Consider the following 25,909-nt stretch of genomic DNA (forward strand, 5'->3'; position numbering starts at 1 on the left):
ATTTTTTAAAAAAAAATCAAATAATCTAAATAAAATATTGAAAATCAATAATAAAGCATACCTTTACACCTTTATTAATACATTTTTTTATGAACGAAGGAACAATTAAATTTTTCAATGAAGCAAAAGGCTTCGGATTCATCACTCCAAATGGTGGTGGACAAGACGTATTTGTTCATGTAACTGGCTTAAACGGTCAAGTACGTGAAAACGACCAAGTGTCTTATTCTGTCGAAAACGGACAAAAAGGACCAACAGCAGTAAATGTTACAGTTATCTAAGATATAATTTACCGTTACAAAATAAAGCTAGTCTCAACAGACTAGCTTTTTTTATTTAAAAAAACAAGACATATTAAACCAAAATTTTCAAAAAAAAGTTAAGTTTAATTTAATATTTTTAAAATCGTCGGATTCGTTAACTTTGATTAAAATAACTTACTTATCTAGATATGCATTTCAAGCTTACTTTATCATTATTTGTTGTGTTTTGTTGTGGAACTATTTTGGCGCAGCAACCTAAAATTAAGCCTTATGTACCAGTTGATGAAGCGCTGCAAAAAGAAATTGAATCAATGGACAAAGCATTTTTTGATGCATATAATTCTTGTGATATGAAAACCCAAGCCGCTTTTTATTCGGACGAAATTGAGTTTTTTCATGACAAAGCTGGTTTACTAGAAGACAAAGCCACTTTGCTCGCAACCACCGAAAAAAATATTTGCAACAAAGTAACTCGACATTTAATTCCTAACAGTATTGAGGTTTATCCCATTGCCGATTATGGTGCAATTGAAATTGGCTATCATTGGTTTTTTAACAAACAAGAACCCGACGAACCAACAAAAGCGAGCAAGTTTATGATTTTTTGGAAAAAAGAAAACAATCCCCAAGCTTCGGGATGGAAAATTACGAAAGTCGTAAGCTTGCATTAACTCCGATTTACAATCAGAAGATTTCATAAAAAAACCTCGTTTATTGCTAAGCGAGGTTTTTTTAGTATTCAATTATATTGCGAATTAATAATATTCATATAAATATTGATAAACTCCTGAAAAACTTCCTGTAGCATAACGCGATGTTGGAAAATTATTGTTGTTGTATTCTAATTCGAAATCTACTTGAGAATCGATTACATCAGGAGAGAAATAGGTAGTTTGTTGCAACAAATTATGGTTTGAACCAAACAATCCATTGTTGATGAACGAATATAATTTTATAGCATTGTAACCTGTTACATTTTCAAATGGATTTTTCAAGTTATCATACACATAAACAATAGTATAATTCATATCTATTGACAAAAAATCTTTTTTTTCTATTTCACCATTTAGTAAATAAAACGTCGTAGTTTGATTTGTTGAACTTTCTTGAACTGTAGTGTTTCCGTAAAAAGATTGTACTACAACTGTTCCTGTTAAAGAATAACTGAAAACCGTTCTTAAACCATAATTTCTTGATGGTTCCACTTTTACAACTTCAGCTAATTGATTTGAACTATTATAACTTAATGTAGTTATAGCTAACAATTGATTGTTAGCTGAATAGGTTTTGATTTCGGTAATTAAATCGTTAGTATAAGAATATTTATCATATCCAACGCCATTGGTTTGTCCTTGAATATCAAAAGCTACTTTGGAAAGTTTTGTTCCTTTATAGTAAAACTTGTGAACCGCGATTTGTCCTAAATCAACCGATTGGATTTTTTTAAGCAAGATTACATTTTTAGAAGAATCTGAATCAGATGTGCAGGAAGTTAAGGCTAGAGAAATTATGGATATTATTGTCCAAAAGTAAGAATTCAATTTATTCATTTTGCATTAGAGGTTTTGAGGCATCAAAAACATTGGGGATATTTTTGATTATTCAAATGTAAGTATGCTGATTTTAAAGCCAAAAAACTTTCGATGAAAGGTTTGAATTTCAGATTAAAGGTAGTTTTTAGTCTGATTTACAACAAAAAAACCCTTTTAAAATTAAAATTTTAAAAGGGTTTTTAGTATACTTTAGTTTCTTGTCATATAATATCTGACATCTTCAACTGCACCAGTATCTTCATTAATTCCATCTTGTTTCAAAATCAACTCATTGCTGGTTAACTTTTCAACCGTAATGTCATATTCAATAAAATTGGGTATCGAAACTGTTATTACTCTTCCATTTAAATACCAGTTAGATTCCTCAACTTCATTTAATTCACAATCAATATTATATCCATTAAATGTTAAAATATCATTATCAAAAAACTCTTGAAAATCTCTAGAAATTGAACAATCATGGTTGTAATCTTCAAAAGCTCCATTATTTATTGTTCCTCCTTTTAAATACCATTTTCCAAGTAAATTTTGCTTGGTTACAGCCAAACCATTATCGTCATCACTACTACAAGAAGTAGTAAAAGCTGTAAAAATGAGTAATCCTAAAATAATTTTTTTCATAACCTAAAATTTAATTGTCTGTATTGTAAAAATATTGGATGTTAATGATTTCATCGTCTTCTTCTATTTGTTCAGTTACAGGAAATCCTGCAGCATTATACGTAAATGTACTTGTTCTATTGTAGTTAAACGAATTCAATTCTTGAACAATATTATGTATCATCCCATTTGGATCTTCATCAAAAAGCAGCTTATTTAAACCTAAAACATTAAGATAAGGACTGTTTTTATCATCATAGGTATAAGTTGTGTTACCTGAATTTAAAGTTGATACCGAAACAACTTCTCCAACTGCATTTAATGTAAATGTACCAGTGTCTGATAGCGTTAACGGGTTATCCAAGTTTCCACTATATTCGGAAAAACTAACAGTTCCATTTGTATTGTATGTATAAACAATTTTATCTCCATAATCGCTGAAATCATCATATTCATAACGCTCAAATTGGGTTAATCGTTGATTAGAGTCATAAGTATAAAGTGTTCTACTTTCTAATGCATTATTAAAAAAAACTTCAATTTTTGATATCAAATCACCTGTATAAGTAACAGTTGAATAACCATTGTCAAATGTTTGACCTAATAATTTATTTCCACTGTAATTAAAATTTATCGTTTCAAAAGTTCCGTCTTCAAAACTTTGTATCATTTTAGTGACTAAAACATCTTGCGAAGTTGTGTCGTCACTGGTTGAACATGACACAAAAATCATTGAAATAAAGGCAAAAAAGTAAAAAAAGTTTTTCATCATTTTAGTTTATAATTATTTTATTAAAATAAATATTTTATTTCAAAAAATCAACCGCCTTTTCCAAAGCAGCTGCAATTCCGTTTACATTTTTACCTTTTCCTGATGCAAAGAACGGTTGTCCACCACCATTTCCGTCGATGTATTTACCTAATTCTCTGATTACATTTCCAGCATTTAATGATTTTTCGGTAACCAATTCTTTTGAAATATAACAGTGAATATTTGGAGCATTATCTTCAACAGAAGCTAAAAACACAAACGAATTTGGTTTTGAAGTTCCGATTGCTTGTGCTAAATCTTTAGTTGCACTCATCGATAAATCAACTTGTTTTGCTAAAAAGTTAATTCCGTTTATTTCTTGAAAATCGGCAACTAAAGTATTTTTTAATCCGTCAACTTTTTCTTTTAATAATTGCTCAATTTGTTTTTTCAATTTCGCATTATCATCTTGCAATGAAGCTACTGATTTTAAAATATCTTGTGGATTTTTCAAAGTTTCTTTGATTTCTGCTAAAGTACTTTCTTGATTTTTGTAGAAATCTTTAACTGCATCGCCAGTAATTGCTTCAATACGACGAATTCCTGCGGCAACTGCACCTTCAGAAATGATTTTGAAATGCCAAATGTCAGCCGTGTTTTTCACGTGAATTCCACCACAAAGTTCTTTGCTTTCGCCAAATTCAATCATTCTTACTGAATCACCATATTTTTCTCCAAACAAAGCCATTGCACCTTTATCTAAAGCTTCTTGAATTGGAATATTTCTGTGCTCTACCAATTGCAATTGTGCTTCGATTTGAGCATTTACACTTGCTTCAACCTGACGCAATTCATCATCCGAAACTTTAGAAAAATGGGAGAAGTCAAAACGCAAGTAATTAGGATTTACCAACGAACCTTTTTGCTCCACATGTGTTCCAAGAATATTTCTCAAAGCCAAATGCATCAAGTGCGTAGCCGAGTGATTTTTGGAAGTTGACGTTCTTAAATCGGTGTTTACTTTTGCTACAAATCCAGCTTCAATATTCTCTGGAAGTTGTTTTGCAAAATGTAATATTAAATTATTTTCTTTCTTAGTATCAATAATATCGATCATTTCGTTCGCCGAAACCAATGTTCCTTTATCGCCAACTTGTCCTCCACCTTCTGGATAAAACGGTGTGTTGTCTAAAACAATTTGATATAAAATTCCGTCTTTTTTAGAATCAACTTTACGAATTCTGGTGATTTTTACAGCGTTTTCCGTTTTGTCGTAACCAACAAATGTTTCTACATTTCCTGGAATCAAAACCGACCAATCTTCAGTTGAAACTTCTGATGCTGCACGAGAACGCGCTTTTTGTTTTTGTAATTCAGCTTCAAAATCTGATTCGTTATACGAATATCCTTTTTCTTTCAGAATTAACGCTGTTAAATCTTTAGGAAATCCGAACGTATCGTACAATTCAAAAACTTTTGCACCAGAAACTTCATTTCCTGATGTTTCAGCAACTACTTTATCTAACAATTGCAAACCTTGATCTAAAGTTCTCAAAAATGAAGCTTCTTCTTCACGGATTACATTAGTAACCAATTGTTGTTGCGATTTAATTTCTGGAAAAAATTCGCCCATTTGATTCGCTAAAACCTCAACTAATTTATTGATAAAAGGTTCTTTAGTATTCAAAAATGTAAATCCGTAACGAATCGCTCGACGCAAAATTCTACGAATTACATAACCTGCGCCAGTATTTGATGGTAATTGTCCGTCAGCAATTGCAAAGGCAACAGCACGAATATGATCTACAATTACACGAATAGCAATATTAGTTTTTTCTTGTTCTTCACTTATGTTTTTTACTTCGTTGGAAGTGTATTCATATCCTGTAATTTGCTCAACTTTTTCTATAAGTGGCGTAAAAACATCAGAATCATAATTGGACGATTTGTTTTGAATAATTCGAACCAAACGTTCAAAACCCATTCCAGTATCTACATGCCTTTGAGGCAATTGTTCCAAACTTCCGTCTTGCATGCGGTTGAACATCATGAAAACGTTGTTCCAAATTTCGATTACTTCTGGATGGTCTTTGTTAACTAAAGTTTCTCCGGGAATTAGTTTTCTATCTTCGTCGCTTCGTCCATCAAAATGAATTTCGGTACATGGACCGCAAGGACCTTGTTCACCCATTTCCCAAAAGTTATCTTTTTTGTTTCCAAAAACGATATGATTTTCTGGAACTAACTTTTTCCAACAAGCTAATGCTTCTATAGAACGTGGTATTCCTTCTTTTTCATCGCCTTCAAAAACAGTAACATACAATCTATCTTTTGGTAGTTTGTATATTTCTGTTAGCAATTCCCAACTCCAAGTAATGGCTTCTTTCTTGAAATAATCGCCAAACGACCAGTTTCCAAGCATTTCAAACATGGTATGATGATAGGTATCGAACCCAACATCTTCTAAATCGTTGTGCTTTCCTGAAACACGAAGACATTTTTGCGTATCGGCTATTCTTGGACTTTTTGGCGTTCCGTTTCCTAAAAAGTATTCTTTGAATTGTGCCATTCCTGAGTTGTTGAACATCAAGGTTGGATCGTCTTTGAGCACAATTGGCGCCGATGGAACGATTAAATGTCCTTTGCTTTCAAAGAAGTTAAGGTAGGCTTTACGAATGTCTTGTGATTTCATTTTAGATTATTAGACTGTTAGATCTTTAGATTATTAGATTTAAAATGGTTTGCTGTTTAGCCCTGATTGAAGTGGAAATCCTTTTTTTGAGTGATAACTCAAAAAAAGATTGCAACGAAAAGCAGGAAAATGGTTTATTGAAAAAGCCCGAATGTTTCGCTCCTTATCCCAATCAAGTTGGGATTGACAGTGAAATTTGAAACAAGTTCAAATTAAATTTAAGGAATAATTGAAACATTTGTTAAATTTGTTCGTATAACCATTGTTTTTAAAACCTGCACAAAAATAGTATAAAATAAAAGATGGCGAAAAAAGTAAAGTATTATTTCGATACCGAAAGTTTGGCTTACCGTAAAATAAAACCAAAACTCTCCAATAAATTGGGTTATATTGGTTTGTTTTTGTTGTCATCGGCGTTGTTTGGATTTTTGTGTTTTGTGGTTTTGTTGAATACGCCATTTTTTGAAACGCCAAAAGACAGACTTCAAGCGAGAGAAATTGAAACGATGAAGCTTCGTTATTCGATTTTGAATAAAAAAATGGAACAAATTGATGAAGTTTTAGAATCGATTGAAGAGCGAGATAATAATATTTACAGAGCTTATTTTAACACGTCACCAATCCCAACAGAACAACGAAAAGCGGGTTTTGGCGGTGTAAATCGTTATAAAGAATTAGAAGGTTTCAACAACTCTGAATTGGTTATAAACACATCAAAACGAGTAGATGTTATTTCAAAAGAATTGGCAATTCAGTCAAAATCGTTGGACGAAATTTTGGCTTTGGCGAAACAAAAAAACAAATTATTAGCCGCAATTCCAGCTATTCAACCTGTTAAAAATGAGCAGTTAAAACGAATGGCATCAGGTTTTGGATATCGAAGTGATCCGTTTACGAAAGCGAGAAAAATGCATCAAGGAATGGATTTTACTGCGCCAACTGGAACTCCGATTTTTGCCACTGGCGATGGAGTTGTTAAACGTGCTGACAACACGGCTTCGGGTTATGGAAATCACATTGTTATTCAGCATGGATATGGTTATGAAACGCTTTATGGTCATTTGAGTAAATACAAATGCAAAGCTGGACAACGCGTAAAACGTGGTGATATAATTGGTTATGTTGGAAGCACAGGTCGAAGTGAAGCGCCACATTTGCACTATGAAGTTCACAAAGATGGAAAACCCGTGAACCCAATTAATTTTTATTATGGAAACATTTCTGCGGCAGAATATTCAATTATATCTAAATTAGCCAATCAGGAAAATCAGTCGCTTGATTAACGATTTAAGAATAATGAATTTTGATTTCAGATTAAAGATAAAACTATGAATGTAAATTTACAGGAAGGAAAAAGATATTACAGCATTGGCGAAGTTGCCAAAGCATTTGATGTAAATGCGTCGCTAATTCGTTTTTGGGATAAAGAATTTGATATTCTAAAACCGAAGAAAAATGCAAAAGGCAACCGAATGTTCACTCCCGAAGATGTGAAAAATCTACAATTGATTTATCATTTGGTTAAAGAACGTGGATTTACATTGGAAGGAGCAAAAACGCATCTGAAAGAAGGTCAGAAAAAAACACTTGATAAATTTGAAATCATTAGTAAACTCGAAGCGGTAAAAGCACAACTGACTGCTATAAAAAATCAGTTGTAACAATTAAATAAACTAAAAAACTAATAATAAACTTTAAATTAAACAAAAATGGATTTTAAAAAATTTTTACCTTGGATTATTGGAATTGGAGTAATCGTATTATTTGGACTTTGGTACATTAATGTTACAAACGGAGCTGTTGTAGTAGATCAGGCCGTAAAAAAAGAATGGGGAAATGTTGAAACATCTTATCAAAGACGTAATGATTTAATAGGGAACTTAGTAAACACTGTAAAAGGTGCTGCTGATTTTGAAAAAAGCACTTTAACTGCTGTAATTGAAGCGAGAGCAAAAGCAACTTCGGTAAATATTGATCCAACAAACATTACACCTGAACAATTTGAACAATTTAGCAAAGCTCAAAGTGGAGTTTCTTCAGCTTTATCAAAATTGTTAGTTTCTGTCGAAAGATATCCTGAATTGAAAGCAAACCAAAACTTTTTGAAATTGCAAGACGAATTAGCAAGTACAGAAAACCAAATCCTGACCGCAAGAACTCGTTTCAATGAATCTGTTGAAGCATACAATATTTATGTTTTGAAAAACCCTAGAAAATTAGTTTTATCAGATTATAAAGAAAAAGCTGTATTCAAAGCAGTTGAAGGCGCTGAAAAACCAGTAGAAGTAAAATTCTAATTTAAGACAATGTCAAAAGTAGAAGATTTTTTAACCAAAGAAGAAGAGCAAGCAATTGTTGAAGCTATTCGCGTGGCCGAAAAAAATACTTCGGGTGAAATTAGAGTACATCTAGAAAAAAAGACTTCCATTGATGCGTTTGAACGCGCGATGGAAGTTTTCCATTTATTGAAAATGGACGAAACCGAACTCAAAAACGGCGTTTTAATTTACCTTGCAGTAAAAGATAAAACCTTTGTAATTTGTGGTGACAAAGGCATTAATGATGTCGTTCCAAATGATTTTTGGGATTGCACTCGAGATGTCATGGTAAAAAACTTCAAAGAGGGAAATTACAAACAAGGTTTAGTGGAAGGAATTCAACGAGCTGGCGAACAATTACAAAAATATTTTCCTTACCAAGAAGGCGATAAAAATGAATTGTCCAACGAAATATCAAAAGACGAATTATGAGAATTATGAATTACGAATTAGGAATTAGGAATTCTAAAATTTTCAAAACAACGTTTTTGATTTTTTTACTATTTACTTCACTTTCTGGTTTTTCACAATTTACAATTCCTGAAATTCCAAAATTTCAAACTTCAGTATATGATTATGCCAATGTTTTAAGTCCAGATGAAAAAAATCAACTGGAGGAAAAACTCATTCGCTATTCGGACAGTACAACAACACAAATTGTAGTCATTACGATTGAAAGTTTGAAAGGCGAAGACATTGGAATACTTACTCCAAAATGGGGACAAACTTGGGGAATTGGTGGAAGTGAAAAAAATGATAATGGTGTTATTATTCTTTTGGCAAAAGAAGAAAGAAAAATTTGGATTTCGGCTGGATATGGATTAGAAGATAGATTAACCGCAGGAATTGGTGGAGAAATCACAAGAAACATTATCATTCCGGAGTTTAAAGCTGGAAGTTTTTATAGAGGCTTAGACAAAGGTGCTGATGCTATTTTTGATGTTTTTAAAGGAAAATACAAAGGCACAAGAAAGAAAGACAAACAAGGAGATTTTCCAATATTCCCAATAATTATTGTTATTATCATTTTGCTAGTAATTTTTTCCAACAACAAAAGAAATGGCGGTGGCAATTCAGGCAATCGTGGTGGAGGTTTTGACTTAGCGGATATCATTATTTTGAGTAGTCTTGGAAGAAATAGCGGTGGCGGAAGTTTTGGTGGTGGTTTTGGCGGTTCTTCTGGTGGTGGCGGATTCGGTGGTGGATTTGGTGGCGGCGGATTTTCTGGTGGCGGAAGCGGCGGAAGTTGGTAATTCTCAATCTCAAGTTTGGAATGAAAAAAATTAGTCTGTATTTAGACTGAGTTTGATAAAATTTACATTATATGAAAAGATATTTTTACTTGTTGTTATTTGTTACTTTTTTTGGTTTTTCTCAAGAAATCCCTAACTTTCAAAAAGACATTGAATTATATAGTGAATTAATTAATAAAAATCCAAATGATTATACTAGTTATCATTTTAGAGGACATTCAAAATTTAATATAGAAGATTTCGATGGCGCTTTAGAAGATTACAATAAAGCAATTGAAATTAATGACAAATACTTTGAAGTCTATTTTAGTCGCGGTAAATTATACCAAAAACTAAATCAACACAAAAATGCAATAAATGACTTTACTGAATGCATAAATCTAAAAAGCTCATCTGCTAGTTCTTATTTTAATGTTGCTTACTCTTACTCTATTATTGGAGATTTTAAGAATTGTATCGAGAATTATTCAAAATGTATTTCATTAGATGAAAAAAATTATGACGCATATTATAATCGTGGTGTTGTTTATAAACTTTCTTCTAATTATCAAGAAGCAATTTACGATTTTAACAAAGCAATTTTAATAAATCCAAATAGTGTTGATGCCTACCAAAACAGAGGAATTATGAAAAGTTACAGCAAAGATAAATCTGCTTTAAATGATTTCAACAAGGTTATTGAACTAGACAAAACAAATGGTGAAGCTTATTATAATAGAGCAATTTACTATCTAAATTTTAATCCGAAAAATGATTATTGTTCCGATTTAAAGAAAGCTATCGATTTAGATTTTAACGAAGCACTTGAAGTTTTTAACAGCGAATGTAAAAACAAGAAATAAAAAAATCCAGTCTTTTTGAGACCGGATTTTTGTTTTTTAATCCATAAACATCATATTGTCGTTTTTCTTCTTTCCGGCAAACTTTTCGAGTTTGTAAGTTAGTGAAAACATTACATATCTTCTTAAAACCGTATTCTCTGCATCCACGATTGCTGTTGGCGTAATGGTTCGGGTTGAGTTTAAGTTTTGATTCAATAAATCATACACTTTCACTTTGGCTAACAATTGATCTTTGAAGAAATTATAACCCAAACTTACATTCCATAAGTAGAAATCTTTCTTAAAACCATCGGCAATATTTGAATTGTAAGTATAACCAAAATCAGAACCTAAAACGAATTTCTTCGGCATATATGACGTGATTTCTAGTTTTGCATTGTGAATAAAATTATCTGCTTTATCAATTACATAGTTTTTAAAATCGGTTTTTGAAAACGTATAACGATAACTTGGCGCAACGGTAATCATTTCATCAATACTCCAAGTTAAATTAAACCTTGGATTAATATTTAAACCTTTTGATTCAAACAAAACTGCATTAGTCAAACCTTTATTGTAATCATAATTAAAGCTTACACCTGCGCCAAAACGAAGCGTTCTTTTCTCTTTTTTATACGATTTATTCCAGTTAACCCCAAGATAAGAATTATGAGTAACATCTACGTTTTGATAGGTTGTCGTTGCCTTGAAATTATTATCATAAACTGTAGAAGAAACTACTGCATCTTTACTCAAATTAATTCCCGAATAAAGGTAATATCCAGAACGCGATTGATAGTCATAATCATTAAAACTGAAATATAAATTATGTCTCAATGTTGGTTTTAAATCATCATTACCAATAAATGTACTCAACGGATTGGATAAATTTTCAACTGGCAAAACTTGATTGGCTTGCGGCATTTGCACACCAAAATCATAAAAAGAATAAATCGATTTTGATTTACCAATTCTGTGACTGATATAACCTTTTACTCTTGGAAAAACATAAGTTTTATTTCTATTGGTTCTAACACCAAGATAATTTGAATTAGCATCAAAATTGATAAATTCTGGACCAAAATTAATTCGACCATTGGTTTTCGATTTATCCAAAATCAATCCTGTTGATGGAAAATAAGTCGTTGTTTTTGAATTTACTTCGTTGGATTGTACATCATTAAAATCGTCATAACTATTTGTTCCAGTATTAAAATCGAATGTATTCAAATCATTTCCAATTTTTCTAAGGGTTAATTCTGAAGTTAAACTCAATCGAAGCGAATCGGTTAGCGGTTCGCCATAACGTACTTCAAGTTTCATGAAATCGTTTTTATTGTTCTCAAAACGATTTTGATTTCTAATGTCATCTGGCGTTGCATCGGCAAAAAGTGTAGCCGATTTTGTGTTTATATATTCATCTCGTTTTTGGAGTTCGGCTTCAAGATTAACCGACAATCCGCGTTTTTTCTTTTTAAATTGTTTACTAAAACTTGCATCCAACCCAAAATTAGAATTATCGTTTTCGTTATAATCATCGTTGTTACTTGAGTTTAATTCGTTCAAATTCTCATCAGTTGTAATTTGATTTCGAGACGATTTTCCAAATCCTTTACTCGTTTGAAATCTTGGGTTGATATAAATTGTTGCCGTTGAATCAAGCGCAATTTCAAAATCCAATGAAATATTATGTCCATCGCTTCCGTTTTTGGTAATCGAATTGGATTTTGTTAATGTATTTCCTGTTGGAAGAAAATTAATTCTATCGGTTCTGTTGGCATTTTCAGTCTCAGCATTAGTAAAATAATAACTTCCGCTTTGGTCAACTTTTTTCAACCATTTGTCTTGATAATTTATACCAATCATATTAGAACGTGTAATTCCTCGATTTCCACCAAACGACATATTATTTATTCCAAAACTTCCATCATCATTATAATAAACAGAACTATTTCTTCCTCCGCCCATATTATCAAATATTTCATCCATCGAAAACCCAATGGAATTAATATTATTGGACGAAGCTAATGCACTAATTTTTCTTTCGCCTTTGAAATAATTGACCAACATACTGGACTCGTATCGTTTATCTGAACCCAATCCACCCATAATTTTACCAAAAAAGCCTTTGTTCTTATCTTCTTGAATGGTTAAATTAATGGTTTTATTTTCGGAACCCGAAGCATCGCCAGAGATTTCTTCCGACTTAGTTTTGGTATCAACTACTTGTACTTTTTCAATGATTTCGGCAGGAAGATTTTGAGTGGCTATTTTTCCATCTTTTCCAAAAAATGGTTTTCCATTGACCAAAATATTGTTTACTTCTTTTCCGTTAACGGTAATTTTTCCTTCGGGAGTAATTTCTACGCCAGGCAATTGTTTAAGCAACGCTTCTACATTAGCATCGGCACCAACTTTAAAGGAAGACGCATTAAATTCTAATGTGTCTTTTTTAATTCTGATTGGAGGAATTTCAGACTTTACGACTACTTCGTTTAATAGATTTGAAGCTTCTTTGAGTTCGATAGTTCCAAAATCTTTATCGGCGGTTAAACCAGTAACATTTTCGACAAAATCTTGATAACTAATGAAAGAAACTTTAAGATTTAGTGCTTTATCACTTTTTTTAACTTTAATGGCAAAATTGCCCATTTTGTTGGTAATAGTATAATCTACAACCGATGAGTCTTTGACAGAAGTTAAGTAAACCGTTGCCGATTCGATAGGCAATTTGGTGGTTGGGTCAACAACTTTTCCTTTAATCGTGAAAGCGTTTTGAGAAAAAAGAAAAGAACTAAAAAATAGTGCACAGAATAAATAGAACGTTTTTGGCATAAAAAAATTAGCGGTTAGGTTAGTGTAAAAACTAAATAACGGCTAATTAATTATTTTATTGTGAAAAGTTAAAAATTCTGACGAAAATTTAACATAAATTTATTTTTCTCTGATGTAAATATCGATTGGAACACCTGAAAAATCCCAATTTTCACGGATTTTATTTTCTAAGAAACGCTTGTATGGTTCTTTAACATATTGAGGCAAATTGGCAAAAAACACAAACTGTGGCGTTGGCGTTGGCAATTGCATACAATATTTAATTTTCACGTATTTTCCTTTCAATGCTGGCGGTGGATATGATTCAATTAATTTCAACATAAAATCGTTGAATTTTGAAGTTGGAATACGTTGTTTTCTGTTTTCAAAAACTTTTACAGTTTCTTCCAAGGCTTTCAACAAACGCTGTTTGGTTAACGCTGAAACGAATAAAATTGGCACATCAGTGAATGGTTCTAACTCTCTTCGGATTTTAGCCTCATAATCACGGGTTGACATGGTGTCTTTTTCAATCAAATCCCATTTGTTTACTAAAATAATAACTCCTTTTCTATTTTTTTCTGCCAACCAAAAAATACTTTGATCTTGACCTTCAAATCCACGAGTAGCATCGATTAAAAGAATACAAACATCCGAATGCTCGATAGCACGAACCGAACGCATCACAGAATAAAACTCTAAATCTTCTTTTACTTTGGCTTTTCTTCGAATTCCAGCTGTATCAACTAGATTGAATTCAAAACCAAAACGATTATACGTAGTATCAATAGAATCTCTTGTTGTTCCAGCAATATCGGTTACAACAAATCGATCTTCGCCAATTAAAGCGTTGATAAATGATGACTTTCCGGCATTTGGACGACCAACAACACAAAATCTTGGCAATGGGTTTTCTTCTTCGGTAACTTCAGGCATTTCGGGCAAAACTCTAACTAATTCATCAAGCAATTCACCTGTTCCGCTTCCGCTAATGCTGGCAATGGTAAAATATTCGCCTAAACCAAGATTGTAAAATTCTACCGCGTCTTTTTCACGCATTGCATTATCAACTTTGTTTACAGCAATTAGAATTGGTTTGGTTACTTTACGAAGTAATTTTGCAACTTCGGCATCCATTGGAGTAATTCCTTCTTCTACATCAACTACAAAAATGATAGCATCGGCTTCATCGATGGCTAATTCAACTTGACGACGAATTTCGCCTTCAAAAATATCATCAGAACCTTTAATATAACCACCAGTATCGATTACTGAAAATTCTTTTCCGTTCCATTCACTTTTTCCGTAATTACGGTCACGAGTTACGCCGCTAACCGAGTCAACGATTGCTTCTCTTCTTTTAATTAATCGGTTAAAAAAAGTTGATTTCCCTACATTTGGTCTTCCAACGATGGCTACAATATTGTTCATAATCATTTTAAATATGGTGCAAAGGTACTATTAAAGAGTACAATTTCAATTATTTTATTACTTTTAGTATTCTATTTACAATCAAAAAGCTCATTTTTTTATGGATACTCAACACGAAATTCGTTTGCGTTTACGCTTTTTTAAAGACATTTCGGAAAATATTGAAATCGTCCGACAAAAATTTATTGACTATTCTAAAACAAAGTCGCCTGATTATTTGATTAAAATCAGAGACAATCATGTTCAATTTACCATTAAAGGCGAAAAGCAAAAATATTGGTCACCTCATTTAACATTGGAACTAGAAGAAAAAGAAGGCGATGAAAAAAATGCCACTCACATACGCGGATTGTTTGGTCCATCTCAAACGATGTGGACATTTTTCATGTTTCTGCATTTTGTTGTTGCAGGTGTTTTTATCATTTTTGGGATGATGGCTTTTTCAAACTTTTCCTTAAACGAAGCTTACCTAAAAAACATCATCGTAATGATTTTGATGATTTTTATTTGGTTTTTACTCTATGTAATCGCTCGACAAATGAGAGAAAAAGGTCATGAGCAAATGGATGAACTTGAAAAGTTATATTTAGAAATTATTGAAAACTAACTATTTCTGGTTGTAACCAAATCGACGCAACTGATAAGCATTGCTTCTCCAATCTTTATTGACTTTTACATACAATTCGATATGGATTTGTTTGCCAAAAAATTTCTCCAAATCTTCACGAGACTGCATTCCTACTTTTTTTAACGCCGAACCTTTGTGTCCAATAATAATTCCTTTTTGAGTATCGCGTTCTACCATAATTACTGAGCGAATTCGGATGATTTTTTCGTCTTCCAGAAATTCTTCGGTCTCGATTTCTACAGCATAAGGAATTTCTTTGTCGTAGTTCAAAAGAATTTTTTCGCGAATGGTTTCATTGACAAAAAAACGTTCTGGTTTATCAGTCAACGCATCTTTTGGATAATATGGTGGCGATTGAGGCAATAGTTCCAAAATTCGAGCAAAAACTTCTTTTACATTGAAATTTTCTAAAGCCGAAATTGGGAATATTTCTGCATTTGGCACTTTACTTTTCCACAGATCAATTTGTTCTTCCAGTTGTTCCTGATTGGATTTATCGATTTTATTCAAAAGCAATAAAACGGGAATTTTAGAATGGATGATTTTATTGAAAAAAGCTTCGTCTTTGAGTTCTTTTTCACCAATTTCAACCATATAAATCAACACGTCAGCATCTTCAAAGGCAGATTTTACAAAATCCATCATTGATTTTTGCATTTCATACGCAGGTTTGATTATTCCTGGTGTATCGGACAGAACAACTTGAAAATCTTCGCCATTTACAATTCCAAGAATTCTATGACGCGTTGTTTGTGCTTTGGAAGTAATAATTGATAATCGTTCACCAACGAAAGCGTTCATTAGTGTTGATTTTCCAACATTTGGATTACCTATAATGTTTACAAAACCTGCTTTGTGTGACATATAATCTAATTTAATTTTGCAAAGGTAACTATTTATTCTTCGGTAGCTTCGGCAGCTTTTCTGTAGATAAAGTTTCCGTAGATGTGTCTTTTTGCAAAACGATTTGGCGATTCGGCATTAATCATTTTGATGTAAACATTTTTTGGAACACCAATATATTCATATGAAACACCGTTTACATAGGTAACATAAAGGGTTTGTTTTTCTAAATAGAAGTCAAGAATGTTATAGTTATTGATAGTTTCTTGATATTCTGGAAGATTTTTTTCAACTGTTTCAGCTGAAATACTTACAAGAAAATGATAAGTAGCAATAATATTTTTACTGGTTTCTTCAGCGTTTTTTCTTCCTTCTTCGTCATTTACAAATTTATCAGGATGATTGTCTTTCATCGTGTTTCTATAAATGGTTTTTAATTCTTTCAACGTTACGTTTTTATCAACTTCTAGTAACTTTCTGTACTCAACAACTCTTTTCATGATTTATTTTTGACTTAAAAAAATAAAAAGCCACTCATTTCTGAATGGCTTCTTTTGTAGCGGGAACAGGACTCGAACCTGTGACCTTCGGGTTATGAGCCCGACGAGCTGCCTACTGCTCTATCCCGCGATTTGTGAGTGCAAATATACAACTTATATTGACATCTACAAGTTATTTTTTATTTTTTATTTTAATTTTGAGAAATAAAATTTACTATTACTGTAAAAAAAGTCTCGATTTCTCGAGACTTTTAAAATCTAACCAATTTCAAATTTATGAATCCAAGAAAACAAACTATTCATCAGCAGCATAAGCAGAGTTTTTATCAATACTTACTTTTAAAGTAGTAGCAACACCTTGTTCATTTATCATTGTCATGTTTAATGTATCTAGTTTTGCTAAATTTCTTGAAACAAAACCGTTAAACATGTTATAAGAAATGTTCATTTCTTTTAAATTTTTTAATTTCTCTAAATCAAATGGAACTGTTCCATCCATTTTGTTTTCAAACAAACTTAATGTTTCTAATGAAGATAAATTAGCAACTTCTGGTTCAAGCTTTCCAACTAATTTATTACTATTTAACAGCATTACTTTTAAAGATTTCAAGCTGTAATATGTTAACGGAATCTGCCCTTCTATTTCATTGTTAAACAACGATAAAGTTTCTAAGTTAGTTAAACTTCCATAACTTGCTGGTAATTGACCCGTTAACCTATTCATGTGTAATTCAATAGATTTTAGATTTGTAGCCTTAGCTAAAGAAGCTGGTAACTGTCCTGATATTTTATTGAAAGAAACATTTAAAAATTTCAAACTTTTTAAATCTCCTAAACTTTCTGGTAAACTTCCTGAAATATCATTTCTAAAAAGATTAATTTCTTCAAGCGAAGACAAATCAGCTATTTCATTTGGGAGTTGACCTACAAGATTATTGTTCATTAATTTTAAAGAAATAACTTTATCGTCCTTTATTTCAACTCCATACCAATTTGAAGGAGATGTTTTCAAATTCCAAGTATTAGTCCATTTAGCACCATTAGTTGCTTTGTAGAATTTAATCAATGCATTTTTTTCTTTGGAAGATATTTCCGCAAAAACTGAAGTCGAAACTAGCAGTATTGATAAGTAAGTAAAAATTGTTTTCATATTGTATTTTAGATTTGGGATTAATGACGTTGTAAAACTAACAACATTATCGTTTAAAAACAAATATAATCGATGAAATGCATTATTTTAATATTTTTTTAAAATTTATCCTATAAAAATTACTGTTTTCAAATAAACATTAATTTAAAAAAAAATTATAAATTTGATATATTAACCATTTTAACCACATAATTATGCCTTTCAATTTTTACGCAGTATTAGTATCCTCATTAGTAACCCTTTTTGTAGGGTTCATTTGGTACAATCCAAAAGTTTTTGGAACAATTTAGATGAAAGAAACCGGAATGACTGAAGAAAAAGCCCAAAAATCAAATATGATAAAGGTTTTTGGACTGACTATTTTTTATTCATTGATGTTGTCTTTTTTGTTGCCAGTATTAGTTATACATCAGTTTGGCGCATTAGGAATGATTGGTGGTCCAGAATTTGTAGCAACAGCTAAACCATCATATGCAGCTTTCTTAGCAGACTATGGTGATGCATTCCGAACTTTTCAACATGGCGCTTTACATGGATTTATGACTGGATTATTTTTTGTGCTGCCAATAACCGCAATTAATAGCCTTTTTGAACAAAAATCTTGGAAATACATTCTAATTACTTCAGGATACTGGATGGTTTCTCTAACAATTATGGGTGCAATTATCTGTGGTTGGAAATAATTAACATTTTTTTTAATACAAATCGCTCTACATTTGTGGAGCGATTTTTTTTACTTTGAATACTTATTCTCTAAAAATTTACACCTCAATTGCTTTACTTCCTAATTCATGGGATGATATTGCTATTGATAATGCTTTTCTCCAAAAAGCCTATTTAGAAGTTTTAGAAAGTTCGGCACCAACCAATATGCAATGTTTTTACATTGGAATTTTTGAGGAAACACAATTAATTGGTGTTGCTTTAGCACAATATTTAAATTTAAATAAACTTGAATCGTTTGGCGAACGTGATAAATGTTTAAAAACGTTTATTCGGAATTTTATTTTTAAAAATTTCGCTTCTCATGTTTTGTTTCTTGGCAACAATATGATAACTGGACAAAACGGTTATACATTCAAAAAAAATATAAGCTATCAAGAAATAAGCAAACTTCTTTTAGATTGTGCTAACGAAATCATCAGCTATTTTAAGAATGAAGGAACAACTATTCACATTGTTTCCTTTAAAGATTTTTATGAAAAAGGAGCTAGAGAACTCAAAAAAAATGAGTTTGCATCAATGTATGAGTTTACAGCGCAACCCAACATGATTTTTGAGCTTCCAAACCATTGGAAAACCAACGATGATTATGTAGCGGCTTTTTCAAAAAAATATCGAGACCAATACAAACGGGCTTTGAAAAAAAGTGATGGTGTTATCGTCAAAGAATTATCGCTAGAAGAAATCATTTTTAACGAAGAACGCATTTATCAATTGTATTATTATGTAGCTAAAAATGCTCCATTCAACACTTTCTTTTTGGACAAAAAACATTTTTCTACTTTTAAGAAACAATGCGGAAACCGATTTATTTTGTGTGGTTATTTTATAGAAAATCAACTAGTTGGCTTTCATACTTTACTTTTGAACGGAAACGTTTTGGAAACTTATTTTTTAGGTTATGATGAGCAAATTCAAAAGGAGAAAATGCTTTATCTGAACATGTTGTACAACATGACTAAATTTGGAATTGAAAACCAATTTGAAAAAATACTATTTGGCAGAACGGCTTTAGAAATAAAAAGTTCGATTGGAGCAGCACCAATTTTAATGAGTGGGTTTATTTACCACAATAATAAATTCATAAATAGATTTATTGATAAAATTTTTCCAAAATTAGAACCAACATTAGTTTGGCAACAGCGACATCCTTTTAAATAAAAAAGTTGAATTGTTAGTATTATGATGAAAAAGCCTTTTGTTTTTTCAACTGATACCAAGCAAAAATTCCTAAAATCAATTCACCAATAGTTCCTAAAAGAAAAATTGTTGTTGGAATTCCGTCGACTGTGATGCTGCAAATTCTTCCAAAAGCCAAGCCCAACATAAAAATCATATTGGAAATTGTGGCTGTTTTCCAAAAAGCAGGTTTCAGAATTCCGTAAATCCAAAGAGTTGCAAACCCTAAATACAATCCCATGATGGCTTTGAAAATATTCAATTCATCGGTAGAATTCAAACTTACCTCAAAAAGATAATCAGGTTTAACTCCATAAAAAATTGCAACAGGAATTACAATGATAATCGAAATAATGAGGTGTAAATTTTTCATTTAAAATGTAAAAATAAGTAGTACACTAACCTTCTAATTCCAGTTGAACTGCTTCCCAATCTTCAAGAAGTTTTTCTAGTTCAACTTTTTTCTTTTCGTATGCTGCAAAAAAATGGGCATCTTCAATGTGCTTATTATAATTTGAAGCCAATGCTTTGTCATCATGTTGAATGTCTTTCTCTAATTGTTGAATTTGACTTTCAATTTTTGATAATTTATTTTGCAAGGCTTTTTGAGATTTTTGTTCTTCAAAAGACAAGTTTTTCTTTTCCACTTTTGGAGTTTCTTTTACCATATCTTTTTTCTCAATTTCGCGCATGTTCATTGCGTTTCGTTGTTCTAAGAAAAAATTAATATCGCCAAGATATTCTCTGATTTTTTGGTCTTTGAATTCATAAACAATGTTTGACATTCCTTGCAAAAAATCTCTATCGTGAGAAACTAAAAGCAACGTTCCTTCATATTTTTGCAACGCAGCTTTCAATACATTTTTAGATTTTATGTCCAAATGGTTTGTTGGCTCATCCATCACCAAAACATTGATAGGTTGAAGCAATAATTTACATAATGCCAAACGGTTTCTTTCTCCTCCAGAAAGCACTTTTACTTTTTTCTCCACATCATCGCCACGGAACAAAAATGCACCCAACATATCGCGAACTTTAGAACGATTGGTATCGGTTGCAGCGTTAGTCATCGTTTCCAATAGCGTAATTTCTCCATCAAGATATTCCGCTTGATTTTGAGCAAAATAACCCAACTGAACATTATGTCCTAATTTTATCGAACCTTCATATTCAAATTCGTTGACAATGGCTTTGATAAACGTAGATTTTCCTTGACCATTTTGACCAACAAAAGCGATTTTACTTCCGCGTTCGACCAAAAGTGAAATGTCTTTCAAAATTGTTTTTTCGCCATACGCTTTGGTTACATTTTCGGCCTCTACCACAACTCTACCCGGTGTTTGAGAAACTGGAAACGAAATACTCATTACCGAATTATCATCTTCATCCACTTCAATTCGTTCAACTTTATCGAGCTTTTTAATTAACGATTGCGCCATTGACGCTTTGGAAGCTTTGGCACGGAATTTTTCGATTAACTTTTCGGTTTCTTCAATTTTTTTGGCTTGATTTTTTTGAGTAGCCAATTGTTTTTCGCGAATTTCTTCTCTTAAAACTAAATATTGCGAATACGGCTTATTAAAATCATACGCTTTTCCAAGAGAAATTTCGATAGTTCTATTGGTTACATTATCCAAAAACATTTTATCGTGGGAAACAATCACGACAACTCCTGGGAAATTTCTCAAAAAACCTTCCAACCAAATGATACTTTCGATATCCAAATGGTTTGTTGGCTCATCGAGAAGCAAAATATCGTTGGATTGTAATAGTAATTTTGCTAATTCAATACGCATTCGCCATCCTCCAGAAAATGTATCGGTCTGATTGTTGAAATCTTCTCTTTTGAAACCCAATCCTAAAAGAATTTTCTCGGTATCACCAACATAGTTGTAACCACCAAGAATTTCATAATGATGTTGCACATCGCTTAATTGTTCAATCAATTCGGAGTAAGAAGCACTTTCGTAATCGGTTCGGGTAACCAATTGATGATTGATTTCGTCAATTTTTAGTTCGGCTCTTTTTATTTCTTCAAAAGCTTGATAAGCTTCGTCCAAAACCGTTCTTCCTTGTTCAAAATCAATATCCTGACGAAGAAAACCAATTCTGACTTCTTTTTCAGTAGCAATTTGACCAGAATCGGGTTTGAAATCACCCGCCAAAATTTTTAGCATGGTCGATTTACCAGCGCCATTTTTTCCAACCAAACCTACTCTATCGCCAGCACCAAGACGAAAAGTTACTTCTTCAAAAAGATAAGTTCCGCCAAACGAAACCGATAAATTATGTATGTTTAACATGATTATTTGTTACAAAAGTTACATTCAAAAGATTTCTATAAAGTACCTTTGTAAACGTAAAGTCATATGACCTAACCGAACAAAGTTAAAATTTTTGCAAATGTTAAAAAAAGGATCCAAACTAAATAGTATTTTAACAGGAACTTGCCCTAAATGTCAAGAAGAAAGTATGTATGAAGATAAAAACCCCTATCATCTTTCAAAATTATATGACATGCACGAAACTTGTAGCCACTGTGGATTGCAATATCAAATAGAACCTTCGTTTTTTTATGGCGCAATGTATGTTAGTTATGGATTAACCGTTGCTATTGGCGTTGCCGCTTTTATTATTGCAAAGGTTTTTCTTGGTTTGAGCTTAGTGGAAGCTTTTATTGCTATTATTGTTACCTTAATTCTTTTAACACCAATAACGGCTCGATTATCTCGAAATATATACATTAATATTTTTGTGCATTATGATAAAAATGCTACTAAGAAATAGAATAACGCTTTATATCTATAGTTTTATCCAAAGGCTTTTTAAACTCAATATAATTAAATAAATCTATAGCCATAGCTGGAGCAAGCATTACACCACGAGTTCCTAATCCATTTAAAACATGTAAATTTTTAAAATTTTGGTGCGAACCCAACAATGGTCTTCTATCGTTTACCGTTGGACGAATGCCTGCAAAATGTTCTACTATTTCAAATTCGCAATTGATAATTTCCTTTATTCTATCAATTAATTCTATTTTTCCACTTTCGGTTGGTAAATCGGTTTTATCTTTCCAATTGTAAGTTGCACCAATTTTAAACAAATCATTTCCTAATGGCAAAATAAATACACTAGTGTTGATAATAACATCAATTTTCAAATCGGGTGCTTTAATGATAAACAGTTCACCTTTTGTTCCATCTAATAGTAGATAGTTAAAAAATGGATTAGAATGCATTCCAAATCCTTCAGCAAAAACAATATGCTTTGCTTTTAAATCACCATACTGAATATAATCATCTAAGAATTCAATAGCCGAATATGAAAACGTTTCCTTTCTTAAACTATTTAATTGCTCCAAATACTGATGATAAACATCAAAAAGCAAAGAAGTATCAACATAACCTGTTTGCAAGACTTCGCCATATCCAAAAGGCGACTCAATTCCGGGATAGTTTTTCTTTATAATTTCCGTTGAAAGAAATGGTGAAAGATTGGGTTTATCTGAGGCGATGAACCAATTGTTTTGTTCCTCTACAGAAAAGAATTTTCTATAAATTGGTATTCTAAAATCTAATTTTACATTTAATCTAGATTCAATTTTAGCATAAAAATCATAAGCCAAAGCAAGTTGTTCTTTGGCATTCCAAACTTCGCTAAATCGTTTTAAAATAACTGGATTGTACAACCCACCAGCAATTCGGGTAGATTTTTGAGATTGGTTTTCAAAAACTACAAAACTCTTGTTGTTTGCTAAAAGTGTTTCGGAAAAAGCAATTCCAGCCAAACCTGAACCTACAATAATATAATCAAGCATAATTTATAAACTAAAAAAACTCTCATCGTTTGATGAGAGTTTTGTATTTTTAATTGAGTTACTTACTAGTAATTCCACATATCGGATTCAAAACTACGTATTTTTTCTTTAATTCTTTCCGATTCCAGTAACTGCATTTGAGAATTATCTTTCATGTACTGTTGTATTTCTCTATCTCCATAAACATTTTCTTCCTTATAAATATTACCATTAAATCTACGAGAATTCAATAAATGGTCAAATGTTATTGGCATAGCAGAATTCTTATCATTAAAAGCTTTGGCTTCATGCAGAACATCTCTTGCTGCAGGGAAATAAACCCAAAACAAATCGATTACATCTGGATTATCTTTACCAATATCTCGTGCTTCTGGAGATACTGGACATATTGCTAAAAGTCTATATTTTAATTCCCCTTGACGTTTGTCAAAATACCAATAACCTTTTGTTTTGTAACCTGAAATATCTTGAGCAGTCAAAGGAATTCTATTGATATACTGTGGATGCAATATTTTTTTACCAGACATGTAATCATCATAATAGTTATTTATTTCATCCTTTCCAGCTTCAGTTGTATCAACAAAAGTAAATGAAGACTCCATATCTTTTAAAGTCTTTTTTGAATTAAAATAATCATCAGCATATACTTCAGTAATCTTGCCGTTTTTAATATTTTTTACTAAAACATCAAACAAAGATCTTCTATCCTTACCAACAAAAGCTGTGTCAATAGGGTAATATAAAGGAAAGTTGATACGTTCATCGATATCGATAAATTCCCAAATCGTTTTACCCATCAAAACATCTCTATCATGTACATAACCATAAGGAAGTGGTTTGTCATTATCAGAGTTTAACTGAGCTGCTGTTTTTTTACCAATCTCATCAGGAGTTTTGGCATTCAACAGATTTGATTGAGCTGAAATCGTTAAAGAACTAGCCAATACAAATGCAACGAATAAAAGATTTTTAATTTTCATGTTTTTAATTATAAGTTATTTAAGTAAGAAATACTAACTCAAATTATTATTGTATTTCATAAACTACAGGTGCAGCATCTTTGATAACTAAATTACCAACTCCACCAACTAATTTAGACTTAATATTAGAAATTGTTACTTGGTCTCCACGTGTAACTCTTGCTAAAGCTGCCTTACATTGAGCATTCACAGAACCTCCATTTACCACTATTGCAGCTTGACCAGGCACTTTAAATGTAAACTGAGTTACTTGAAAATTTAAATCGTATAAGAAATCTGGTAATACAGCACTAATTTGAGAAACTTCTAAACGTGATTTAGGACCTTTTTGAACTCCAGTCACACCACCGATTGCTCCAAGTGGCGCTGGAATATTTTTAATTCTAAATACTTTTTTATCAGAAACCGTTTTACCGTCAGTCATTTTTCCTGTTGCAGTCACCGTAACCTCAGTACCAGAACCTGGATTTAAATTGTATTTGCCTTTTCCACCAGCAGGAGAAACACCTGGACCAGAAGCAGTAACATTATTATCCCCAATTCCAGCAAATGAAACTGTCAATGGATTTGGTAAACCTCTATATACTACGTTCATTTTATCAGCAGAAATATTAGCTGAATTTGGACGCGGTACAACTACATATTTTCCTTTGAATTCAAGCTTAATTGGTTTGCCATTTTCAACAAAATTAAATGAACCACCAAGAGTTTGCTCACCAACTGCTCCTGCAGTAGTTGAAATCACAGCTTGTCCATTAACTAATTTCCCTGGACCTTGAAAACCGCTAAATTGAGCATTAGGATCATACTTCCCTAAAACTACTTTACCAGTTACAGGTTCACCTTGAAAATACACATTTTTATCCAAAGCAACAATAGCTTGAAACTTACTGTATGAAGATTCGTCAACAGCAGCTTTCCCTAAAGCCGTACTAATAACATCAGATTCAACTTTTTTAGCATCGTTTTGCCAAGCAGAAAGTTTAGCTAATGAAGCAATTGCTGGAAATCCTTTAAAGTGGTAATCTAAAAATTTAACTTTAATACCTTCTTTGTTCGCAACATCTGACAAATCAAACTTATTATTTATTTCTTTAAGAATAGAAGCATATTTAGGATCTGATAAAGCTGATTTTAAATCAGATTTATAAGACTCAATAGCTGCCAAAACTTCTTTTCCTCTTGCAGTGTATCCATCACCTGTAAACCAGCTGTGATCTAAATTATCAGCTTTATCCATTGCTTCATATGGAAGTTTACCTGTCTCATCAGCCTCTACTCCTTTGAGAACTTCTTCTTTTAAAGTTCCAACGAAATCGTAGAATTTTTTAGTAGCTGCTTCTACTTTATGAGCTGTTGCTGCTGCCGCAATAAACTCTCCTTTTGCCTCTGCCGCTTTAGTATCTAATGCTTTAAGACTAAATTCATTAGCAGTATTTGCTGCATTAGTAGCTCCTTCAAATCTTTCGTTCATCAAACCAAAAGCTGAAAGCACTTCTTTTGACATATTCATTGCCAACATTGCGATGAAAACCAAGTACATCAGGTTAATCATCTTCTGTCTAGGGGTTAATTTTCCTCCTGCCATTT

Annotated in this window: 26 protein-coding genes and 1 tRNA gene; 12 read left to right on the top strand and 15 right to left on the bottom strand. The window is 32.0% G+C overall.

What is annotated here, in order from left to right:
- The first annotated feature begins 89 nt into the window (after positions 1–89).
- Both IAI56_RS09605 and IAI56_RS09610 read left to right on the top strand, forming a co-directional pair.
- On the top strand, positions 90–281 hold the full coding sequence (locus IAI56_RS09605; protein ID WP_187657667.1) for a cold-shock protein: 192 nt from the start codon (positions 90–92) through the stop codon (positions 279–281).
- Positions 282–451: 170 nt separating this feature from the next.
- On the top strand, positions 452–934 hold the full coding sequence (locus IAI56_RS09610) for a nuclear transport factor 2 family protein (protein ID WP_187657668.1): 483 nt from the start codon (positions 452–454) through the stop codon (positions 932–934).
- Positions 935–1,018: 84 nt separating this feature from the next.
- Here the strand turns inward: IAI56_RS09610 and IAI56_RS09615 are convergent, their stop codons facing one another.
- The 4 genes from IAI56_RS09615 to alaS all read right to left on the bottom strand — a co-directional run bounded on the left by IAI56_RS09615 (position 1,019) and on the right by alaS (position 5,859).
- A complete protein-coding gene (locus IAI56_RS09615) occupies positions 1,019–1,714 on the bottom strand; it encodes a hypothetical protein (RefSeq protein WP_187657669.1) in 696 nt (231 codons plus the stop codon).
- Between the two features lie 291 nt (positions 1,715–2,005).
- Positions 2,006–2,437 (bottom strand): lipocalin family protein, encoded by a 432-nt coding sequence (locus tag IAI56_RS09620; protein WP_187657670.1) that lies wholly within the window; start codon positions 2,435–2,437, stop codon positions 2,006–2,008.
- A 10-nt stretch (positions 2,438–2,447) separates the two neighbouring features.
- Positions 2,448–3,188, bottom strand: coding sequence for a hypothetical protein (locus IAI56_RS09625; RefSeq protein ID WP_187657671.1), 741 nt, complete (start codon positions 3,186–3,188; stop codon positions 2,448–2,450).
- Positions 3,189–3,222: 34 nt separating this feature from the next.
- Complete coding sequence (gene alaS / locus IAI56_RS09630) at positions 3,223–5,859, bottom strand: alanine--tRNA ligase (protein WP_187657672.1); 2,637 nt, start codon at positions 5,857–5,859, stop codon at positions 3,223–3,225.
- Between the two features lie 302 nt (positions 5,860–6,161).
- Here alaS and IAI56_RS09635 point away from each other — a divergent pair, with 302 nt between their 5' ends.
- From IAI56_RS09635 to IAI56_RS09660, 6 genes are all read left to right on the top strand, one after another.
- Positions 6,162–7,142 (top strand): M23 family metallopeptidase, encoded by a 981-nt coding sequence (locus tag IAI56_RS09635; RefSeq protein ID WP_187657673.1) that lies wholly within the window; start codon positions 6,162–6,164, stop codon positions 7,140–7,142.
- A 45-nt stretch (positions 7,143–7,187) separates the two neighbouring features.
- Positions 7,188–7,520: a MerR family transcriptional regulator gene (locus tag IAI56_RS09640; protein ID WP_133533577.1), complete on the top strand. Its 333-nt coding sequence runs from the start codon at positions 7,188–7,190 to the stop codon at positions 7,518–7,520.
- Between the two features lie 48 nt (positions 7,521–7,568).
- On the top strand, positions 7,569–8,156 hold the full coding sequence (locus IAI56_RS09645; RefSeq protein WP_187657674.1) for a LemA family protein: 588 nt from the start codon (positions 7,569–7,571) through the stop codon (positions 8,154–8,156).
- Between the two features lie 9 nt (positions 8,157–8,165).
- Entirely contained in the window at positions 8,166–8,609 is a 444-nt protein-coding gene (locus IAI56_RS09650; protein ID WP_187657675.1) for a TPM domain-containing protein, read from the top strand.
- Complete coding sequence (locus IAI56_RS09655; RefSeq protein ID WP_239106957.1) at positions 8,606–9,430, top strand: TPM domain-containing protein; 825 nt, start codon at positions 8,606–8,608, stop codon at positions 9,428–9,430. Before IAI56_RS09650 ends, IAI56_RS09655 begins: the two co-directional genes overlap by 4 nt.
- A 71-nt stretch (positions 9,431–9,501) precedes the next feature.
- Positions 9,502–10,272: a tetratricopeptide repeat protein gene (locus IAI56_RS09660; protein WP_187657676.1), complete on the top strand. Its 771-nt coding sequence runs from the start codon at positions 9,502–9,504 to the stop codon at positions 10,270–10,272.
- 36 nt (positions 10,273–10,308) lie between these two features.
- Here IAI56_RS09660 and IAI56_RS09665 read toward each other — a convergent pair whose 3' ends face one another.
- A complete protein-coding gene (locus IAI56_RS09665) occupies positions 10,309–13,086 on the bottom strand; it encodes an outer membrane beta-barrel protein (protein WP_187657677.1) in 2,778 nt (925 codons plus the stop codon).
- Positions 13,087–13,185: 99 nt separating this feature from the next.
- Positions 13,186–14,496 (bottom strand): ribosome biogenesis GTPase Der, encoded by a 1,311-nt coding sequence (der, locus tag IAI56_RS09670; protein ID WP_187657678.1) that lies wholly within the window; start codon positions 14,494–14,496, stop codon positions 13,186–13,188.
- A gap of 100 nt (positions 14,497–14,596) precedes the next feature.
- Between der and IAI56_RS09675 the strand changes: the two genes are divergently transcribed.
- A complete protein-coding gene (locus IAI56_RS09675) occupies positions 14,597–15,103 on the top strand; it encodes a hypothetical protein (RefSeq protein ID WP_187657679.1) in 507 nt (168 codons plus the stop codon).
- Here the strand turns inward: IAI56_RS09675 and era are convergent, their stop codons facing one another.
- The 4 genes from era to IAI56_RS09695 all read right to left on the bottom strand — a co-directional run bounded on the left by era (position 15,104) and on the right by IAI56_RS09695 (position 17,617).
- Positions 15,104–15,988 (bottom strand): GTPase Era, encoded by an 885-nt coding sequence (gene era, locus IAI56_RS09680; protein ID WP_169524255.1) that lies wholly within the window; start codon positions 15,986–15,988, stop codon positions 15,104–15,106. It lies immediately after the preceding gene.
- A gap of 32 nt (positions 15,989–16,020) precedes the next feature.
- The gene (locus tag IAI56_RS09685; protein ID WP_187657680.1) at positions 16,021–16,467 is read right to left on the bottom strand and encodes a KTSC domain-containing protein; all 447 of its coding nucleotides are present in this window, start codon (positions 16,465–16,467) and stop codon (positions 16,021–16,023) included.
- A gap of 57 nt (positions 16,468–16,524) precedes the next feature.
- A tRNA-Met gene (locus IAI56_RS09690) sits at positions 16,525–16,597 on the bottom strand.
- Between the two features lie 165 nt (positions 16,598–16,762).
- Positions 16,763–17,617 carry a Two component regulator three Y domain protein gene (locus IAI56_RS09695; protein WP_187657681.1) on the bottom strand — a complete coding sequence of 285 codons (855 nt, stop codon included), beginning with the start codon at positions 17,615–17,617 and terminating at the stop codon, positions 16,763–16,765.
- Positions 17,618–17,907: 290 nt separating this feature from the next.
- Here IAI56_RS09695 and IAI56_RS09700 point away from each other — a divergent pair, with 290 nt between their 5' ends.
- Positions 17,908–18,300: a DUF1761 domain-containing protein gene (locus IAI56_RS09700; RefSeq protein WP_317192443.1), complete on the top strand. Its 393-nt coding sequence runs from the start codon at positions 17,908–17,910 to the stop codon at positions 18,298–18,300.
- A 55-nt stretch (positions 18,301–18,355) separates the two neighbouring features.
- Positions 18,356–19,501: an 8-amino-7-oxononanoate synthase gene (locus IAI56_RS09705; RefSeq protein WP_187657682.1), complete on the top strand. Its 1,146-nt coding sequence runs from the start codon at positions 18,356–18,358 to the stop codon at positions 19,499–19,501.
- Positions 19,502–19,520: 19 nt separating this feature from the next.
- Here IAI56_RS09705 and IAI56_RS09710 read toward each other — a convergent pair whose 3' ends face one another.
- Positions 19,521–19,892: a DUF4345 domain-containing protein gene (locus tag IAI56_RS09710; protein ID WP_187657683.1), complete on the bottom strand. Its 372-nt coding sequence runs from the start codon at positions 19,890–19,892 to the stop codon at positions 19,521–19,523.
- Between the two features lie 25 nt (positions 19,893–19,917).
- Positions 19,918–21,822 (bottom strand): ABC-F family ATP-binding cassette domain-containing protein, encoded by a 1,905-nt coding sequence (locus IAI56_RS09715; protein WP_187657684.1) that lies wholly within the window; start codon positions 21,820–21,822, stop codon positions 19,918–19,920.
- A gap of 100 nt (positions 21,823–21,922) precedes the next feature.
- On the opposite strand from IAI56_RS09715, the gene IAI56_RS09720 reads away from it, so the two are divergent.
- Positions 21,923–22,306 carry a DUF983 domain-containing protein gene (locus tag IAI56_RS09720; RefSeq protein ID WP_187657685.1) on the top strand — a complete coding sequence of 128 codons (384 nt, stop codon included), beginning with the start codon at positions 21,923–21,925 and terminating at the stop codon, positions 22,304–22,306.
- On the opposite strand, the gene IAI56_RS09725 is transcribed toward IAI56_RS09720, so the two are convergent.
- The 3 genes from IAI56_RS09725 to porM all read right to left on the bottom strand — a co-directional run bounded on the left by IAI56_RS09725 (position 22,296) and on the right by porM (position 25,907).
- A complete protein-coding gene (locus IAI56_RS09725) occupies positions 22,296–23,339 on the bottom strand; it encodes an NAD(P)/FAD-dependent oxidoreductase (protein ID WP_187657686.1) in 1,044 nt (347 codons plus the stop codon). The genes IAI56_RS09720 and IAI56_RS09725 overlap by 11 nt on opposite strands.
- Before the next feature lie 65 nt (positions 23,340–23,404).
- On the bottom strand, positions 23,405–24,319 hold the full coding sequence (gene porN, locus IAI56_RS09730; protein ID WP_187657687.1) for a type IX secretion system ring subunit PorN/GldN: 915 nt from the start codon (positions 24,317–24,319) through the stop codon (positions 23,405–23,407).
- Positions 24,320–24,365: 46 nt separating this feature from the next.
- Positions 24,366–25,907: a type IX secretion system motor protein PorM/GldM gene (gene porM / locus IAI56_RS09735; protein ID WP_187657688.1), complete on the bottom strand. Its 1,542-nt coding sequence runs from the start codon at positions 25,905–25,907 to the stop codon at positions 24,366–24,368.
- Positions 25,908–25,909: the final 2 nt, after the last annotated feature.

This window comes from Flavobacterium macrobrachii (genome assembly GCF_014486675.1).
Lineage (GTDB): Bacteria > Bacteroidota > Bacteroidia > Flavobacteriales > Flavobacteriaceae > Flavobacterium > Flavobacterium macrobrachii.

Excerpts from the sequence above, each read along its gene's own strand:
- IAI56_RS09695 (WP_187657681.1), bottom strand. The coding sequence starts at position 17,617 with ATGAAAACAATTTTTACTTACTTATCAATACTGCTAGTTTCGACTTCA.
- IAI56_RS09650 (WP_187657675.1), top strand. The coding sequence starts at position 8,166 with ATGTCAAAAGTAGAAGATTTTTTAACCAAAGAAGAAGAGCAAGCAATT.
- IAI56_RS09640 (WP_133533577.1), top strand. The coding sequence starts at position 7,188 with ATGAATGTAAATTTACAGGAAGGAAAAAGATATTACAGCATTGGCGAA.
- der (WP_187657678.1), bottom strand. The coding sequence starts at position 14,496 with ATGAACAATATTGTAGCCATCGTTGGAAGACCAAATGTAGGGAAATCA.
- era (WP_169524255.1), bottom strand. The coding sequence starts at position 15,988 with ATGTCACACAAAGCAGGTTTTGTAAACATTATAGGTAATCCAAATGTT.
- IAI56_RS09660 (WP_187657676.1), top strand. The coding sequence starts at position 9,502 with ATGAAAAGATATTTTTACTTGTTGTTATTTGTTACTTTTTTTGGTTTT.
- alaS (WP_187657672.1), bottom strand. The coding sequence starts at position 5,859 with ATGAAATCACAAGACATTCGTAAAGCCTACCTTAACTTCTTTGAAAGC.
- IAI56_RS09665 (WP_187657677.1), bottom strand. The coding sequence starts at position 13,086 with ATGCCAAAAACGTTCTATTTATTCTGTGCACTATTTTTTAGTTCTTTT.
- IAI56_RS09720 (WP_187657685.1), top strand. The coding sequence starts at position 21,923 with ATGTTAAAAAAAGGATCCAAACTAAATAGTATTTTAACAGGAACTTGC.
- IAI56_RS09675 (WP_187657679.1), top strand. The coding sequence starts at position 14,597 with ATGGATACTCAACACGAAATTCGTTTGCGTTTACGCTTTTTTAAAGAC.
- IAI56_RS09710 (WP_187657683.1), bottom strand. The coding sequence starts at position 19,892 with ATGAAAAATTTACACCTCATTATTTCGATTATCATTGTAATTCCTGTT.
- IAI56_RS09620 (WP_187657670.1), bottom strand. The coding sequence starts at position 2,437 with ATGAAAAAAATTATTTTAGGATTACTCATTTTTACAGCTTTTACTACT.
- IAI56_RS09685 (WP_187657680.1), bottom strand. The coding sequence starts at position 16,467 with ATGAAAAGAGTTGTTGAGTACAGAAAGTTACTAGAAGTTGATAAAAAC.
- IAI56_RS09610 (WP_187657668.1), top strand. The coding sequence starts at position 452 with ATGCATTTCAAGCTTACTTTATCATTATTTGTTGTGTTTTGTTGTGGA.
- IAI56_RS09700 (WP_317192443.1), top strand. The coding sequence starts at position 17,908 with ATGAAAGAAACCGGAATGACTGAAGAAAAAGCCCAAAAATCAAATATG.
- IAI56_RS09605 (WP_187657667.1), top strand. The coding sequence starts at position 90 with ATGAACGAAGGAACAATTAAATTTTTCAATGAAGCAAAAGGCTTCGGA.
- IAI56_RS09715 (WP_187657684.1), bottom strand. The coding sequence starts at position 21,822 with ATGTTAAACATACATAATTTATCGGTTTCGTTTGGCGGAACTTATCTT.
- porM (WP_187657688.1), bottom strand. The coding sequence starts at position 25,907 with ATGGCAGGAGGAAAATTAACCCCTAGACAGAAGATGATTAACCTGATG.
- IAI56_RS09635 (WP_187657673.1), top strand. The coding sequence starts at position 6,162 with ATGGCGAAAAAAGTAAAGTATTATTTCGATACCGAAAGTTTGGCTTAC.
- IAI56_RS09725 (WP_187657686.1), bottom strand. The coding sequence starts at position 23,339 with ATGCTTGATTATATTATTGTAGGTTCAGGTTTGGCTGGAATTGCTTTT.
- IAI56_RS09645 (WP_187657674.1), top strand. The coding sequence starts at position 7,569 with ATGGATTTTAAAAAATTTTTACCTTGGATTATTGGAATTGGAGTAATC.
- porN (WP_187657687.1), bottom strand. The coding sequence starts at position 24,319 with ATGAAAATTAAAAATCTTTTATTCGTTGCATTTGTATTGGCTAGTTCT.
- IAI56_RS09625 (WP_187657671.1), bottom strand. The coding sequence starts at position 3,188 with ATGATGAAAAACTTTTTTTACTTTTTTGCCTTTATTTCAATGATTTTT.
- IAI56_RS09655 (WP_239106957.1), top strand. The coding sequence starts at position 8,606 with ATGAGAATTATGAATTACGAATTAGGAATTAGGAATTCTAAAATTTTC.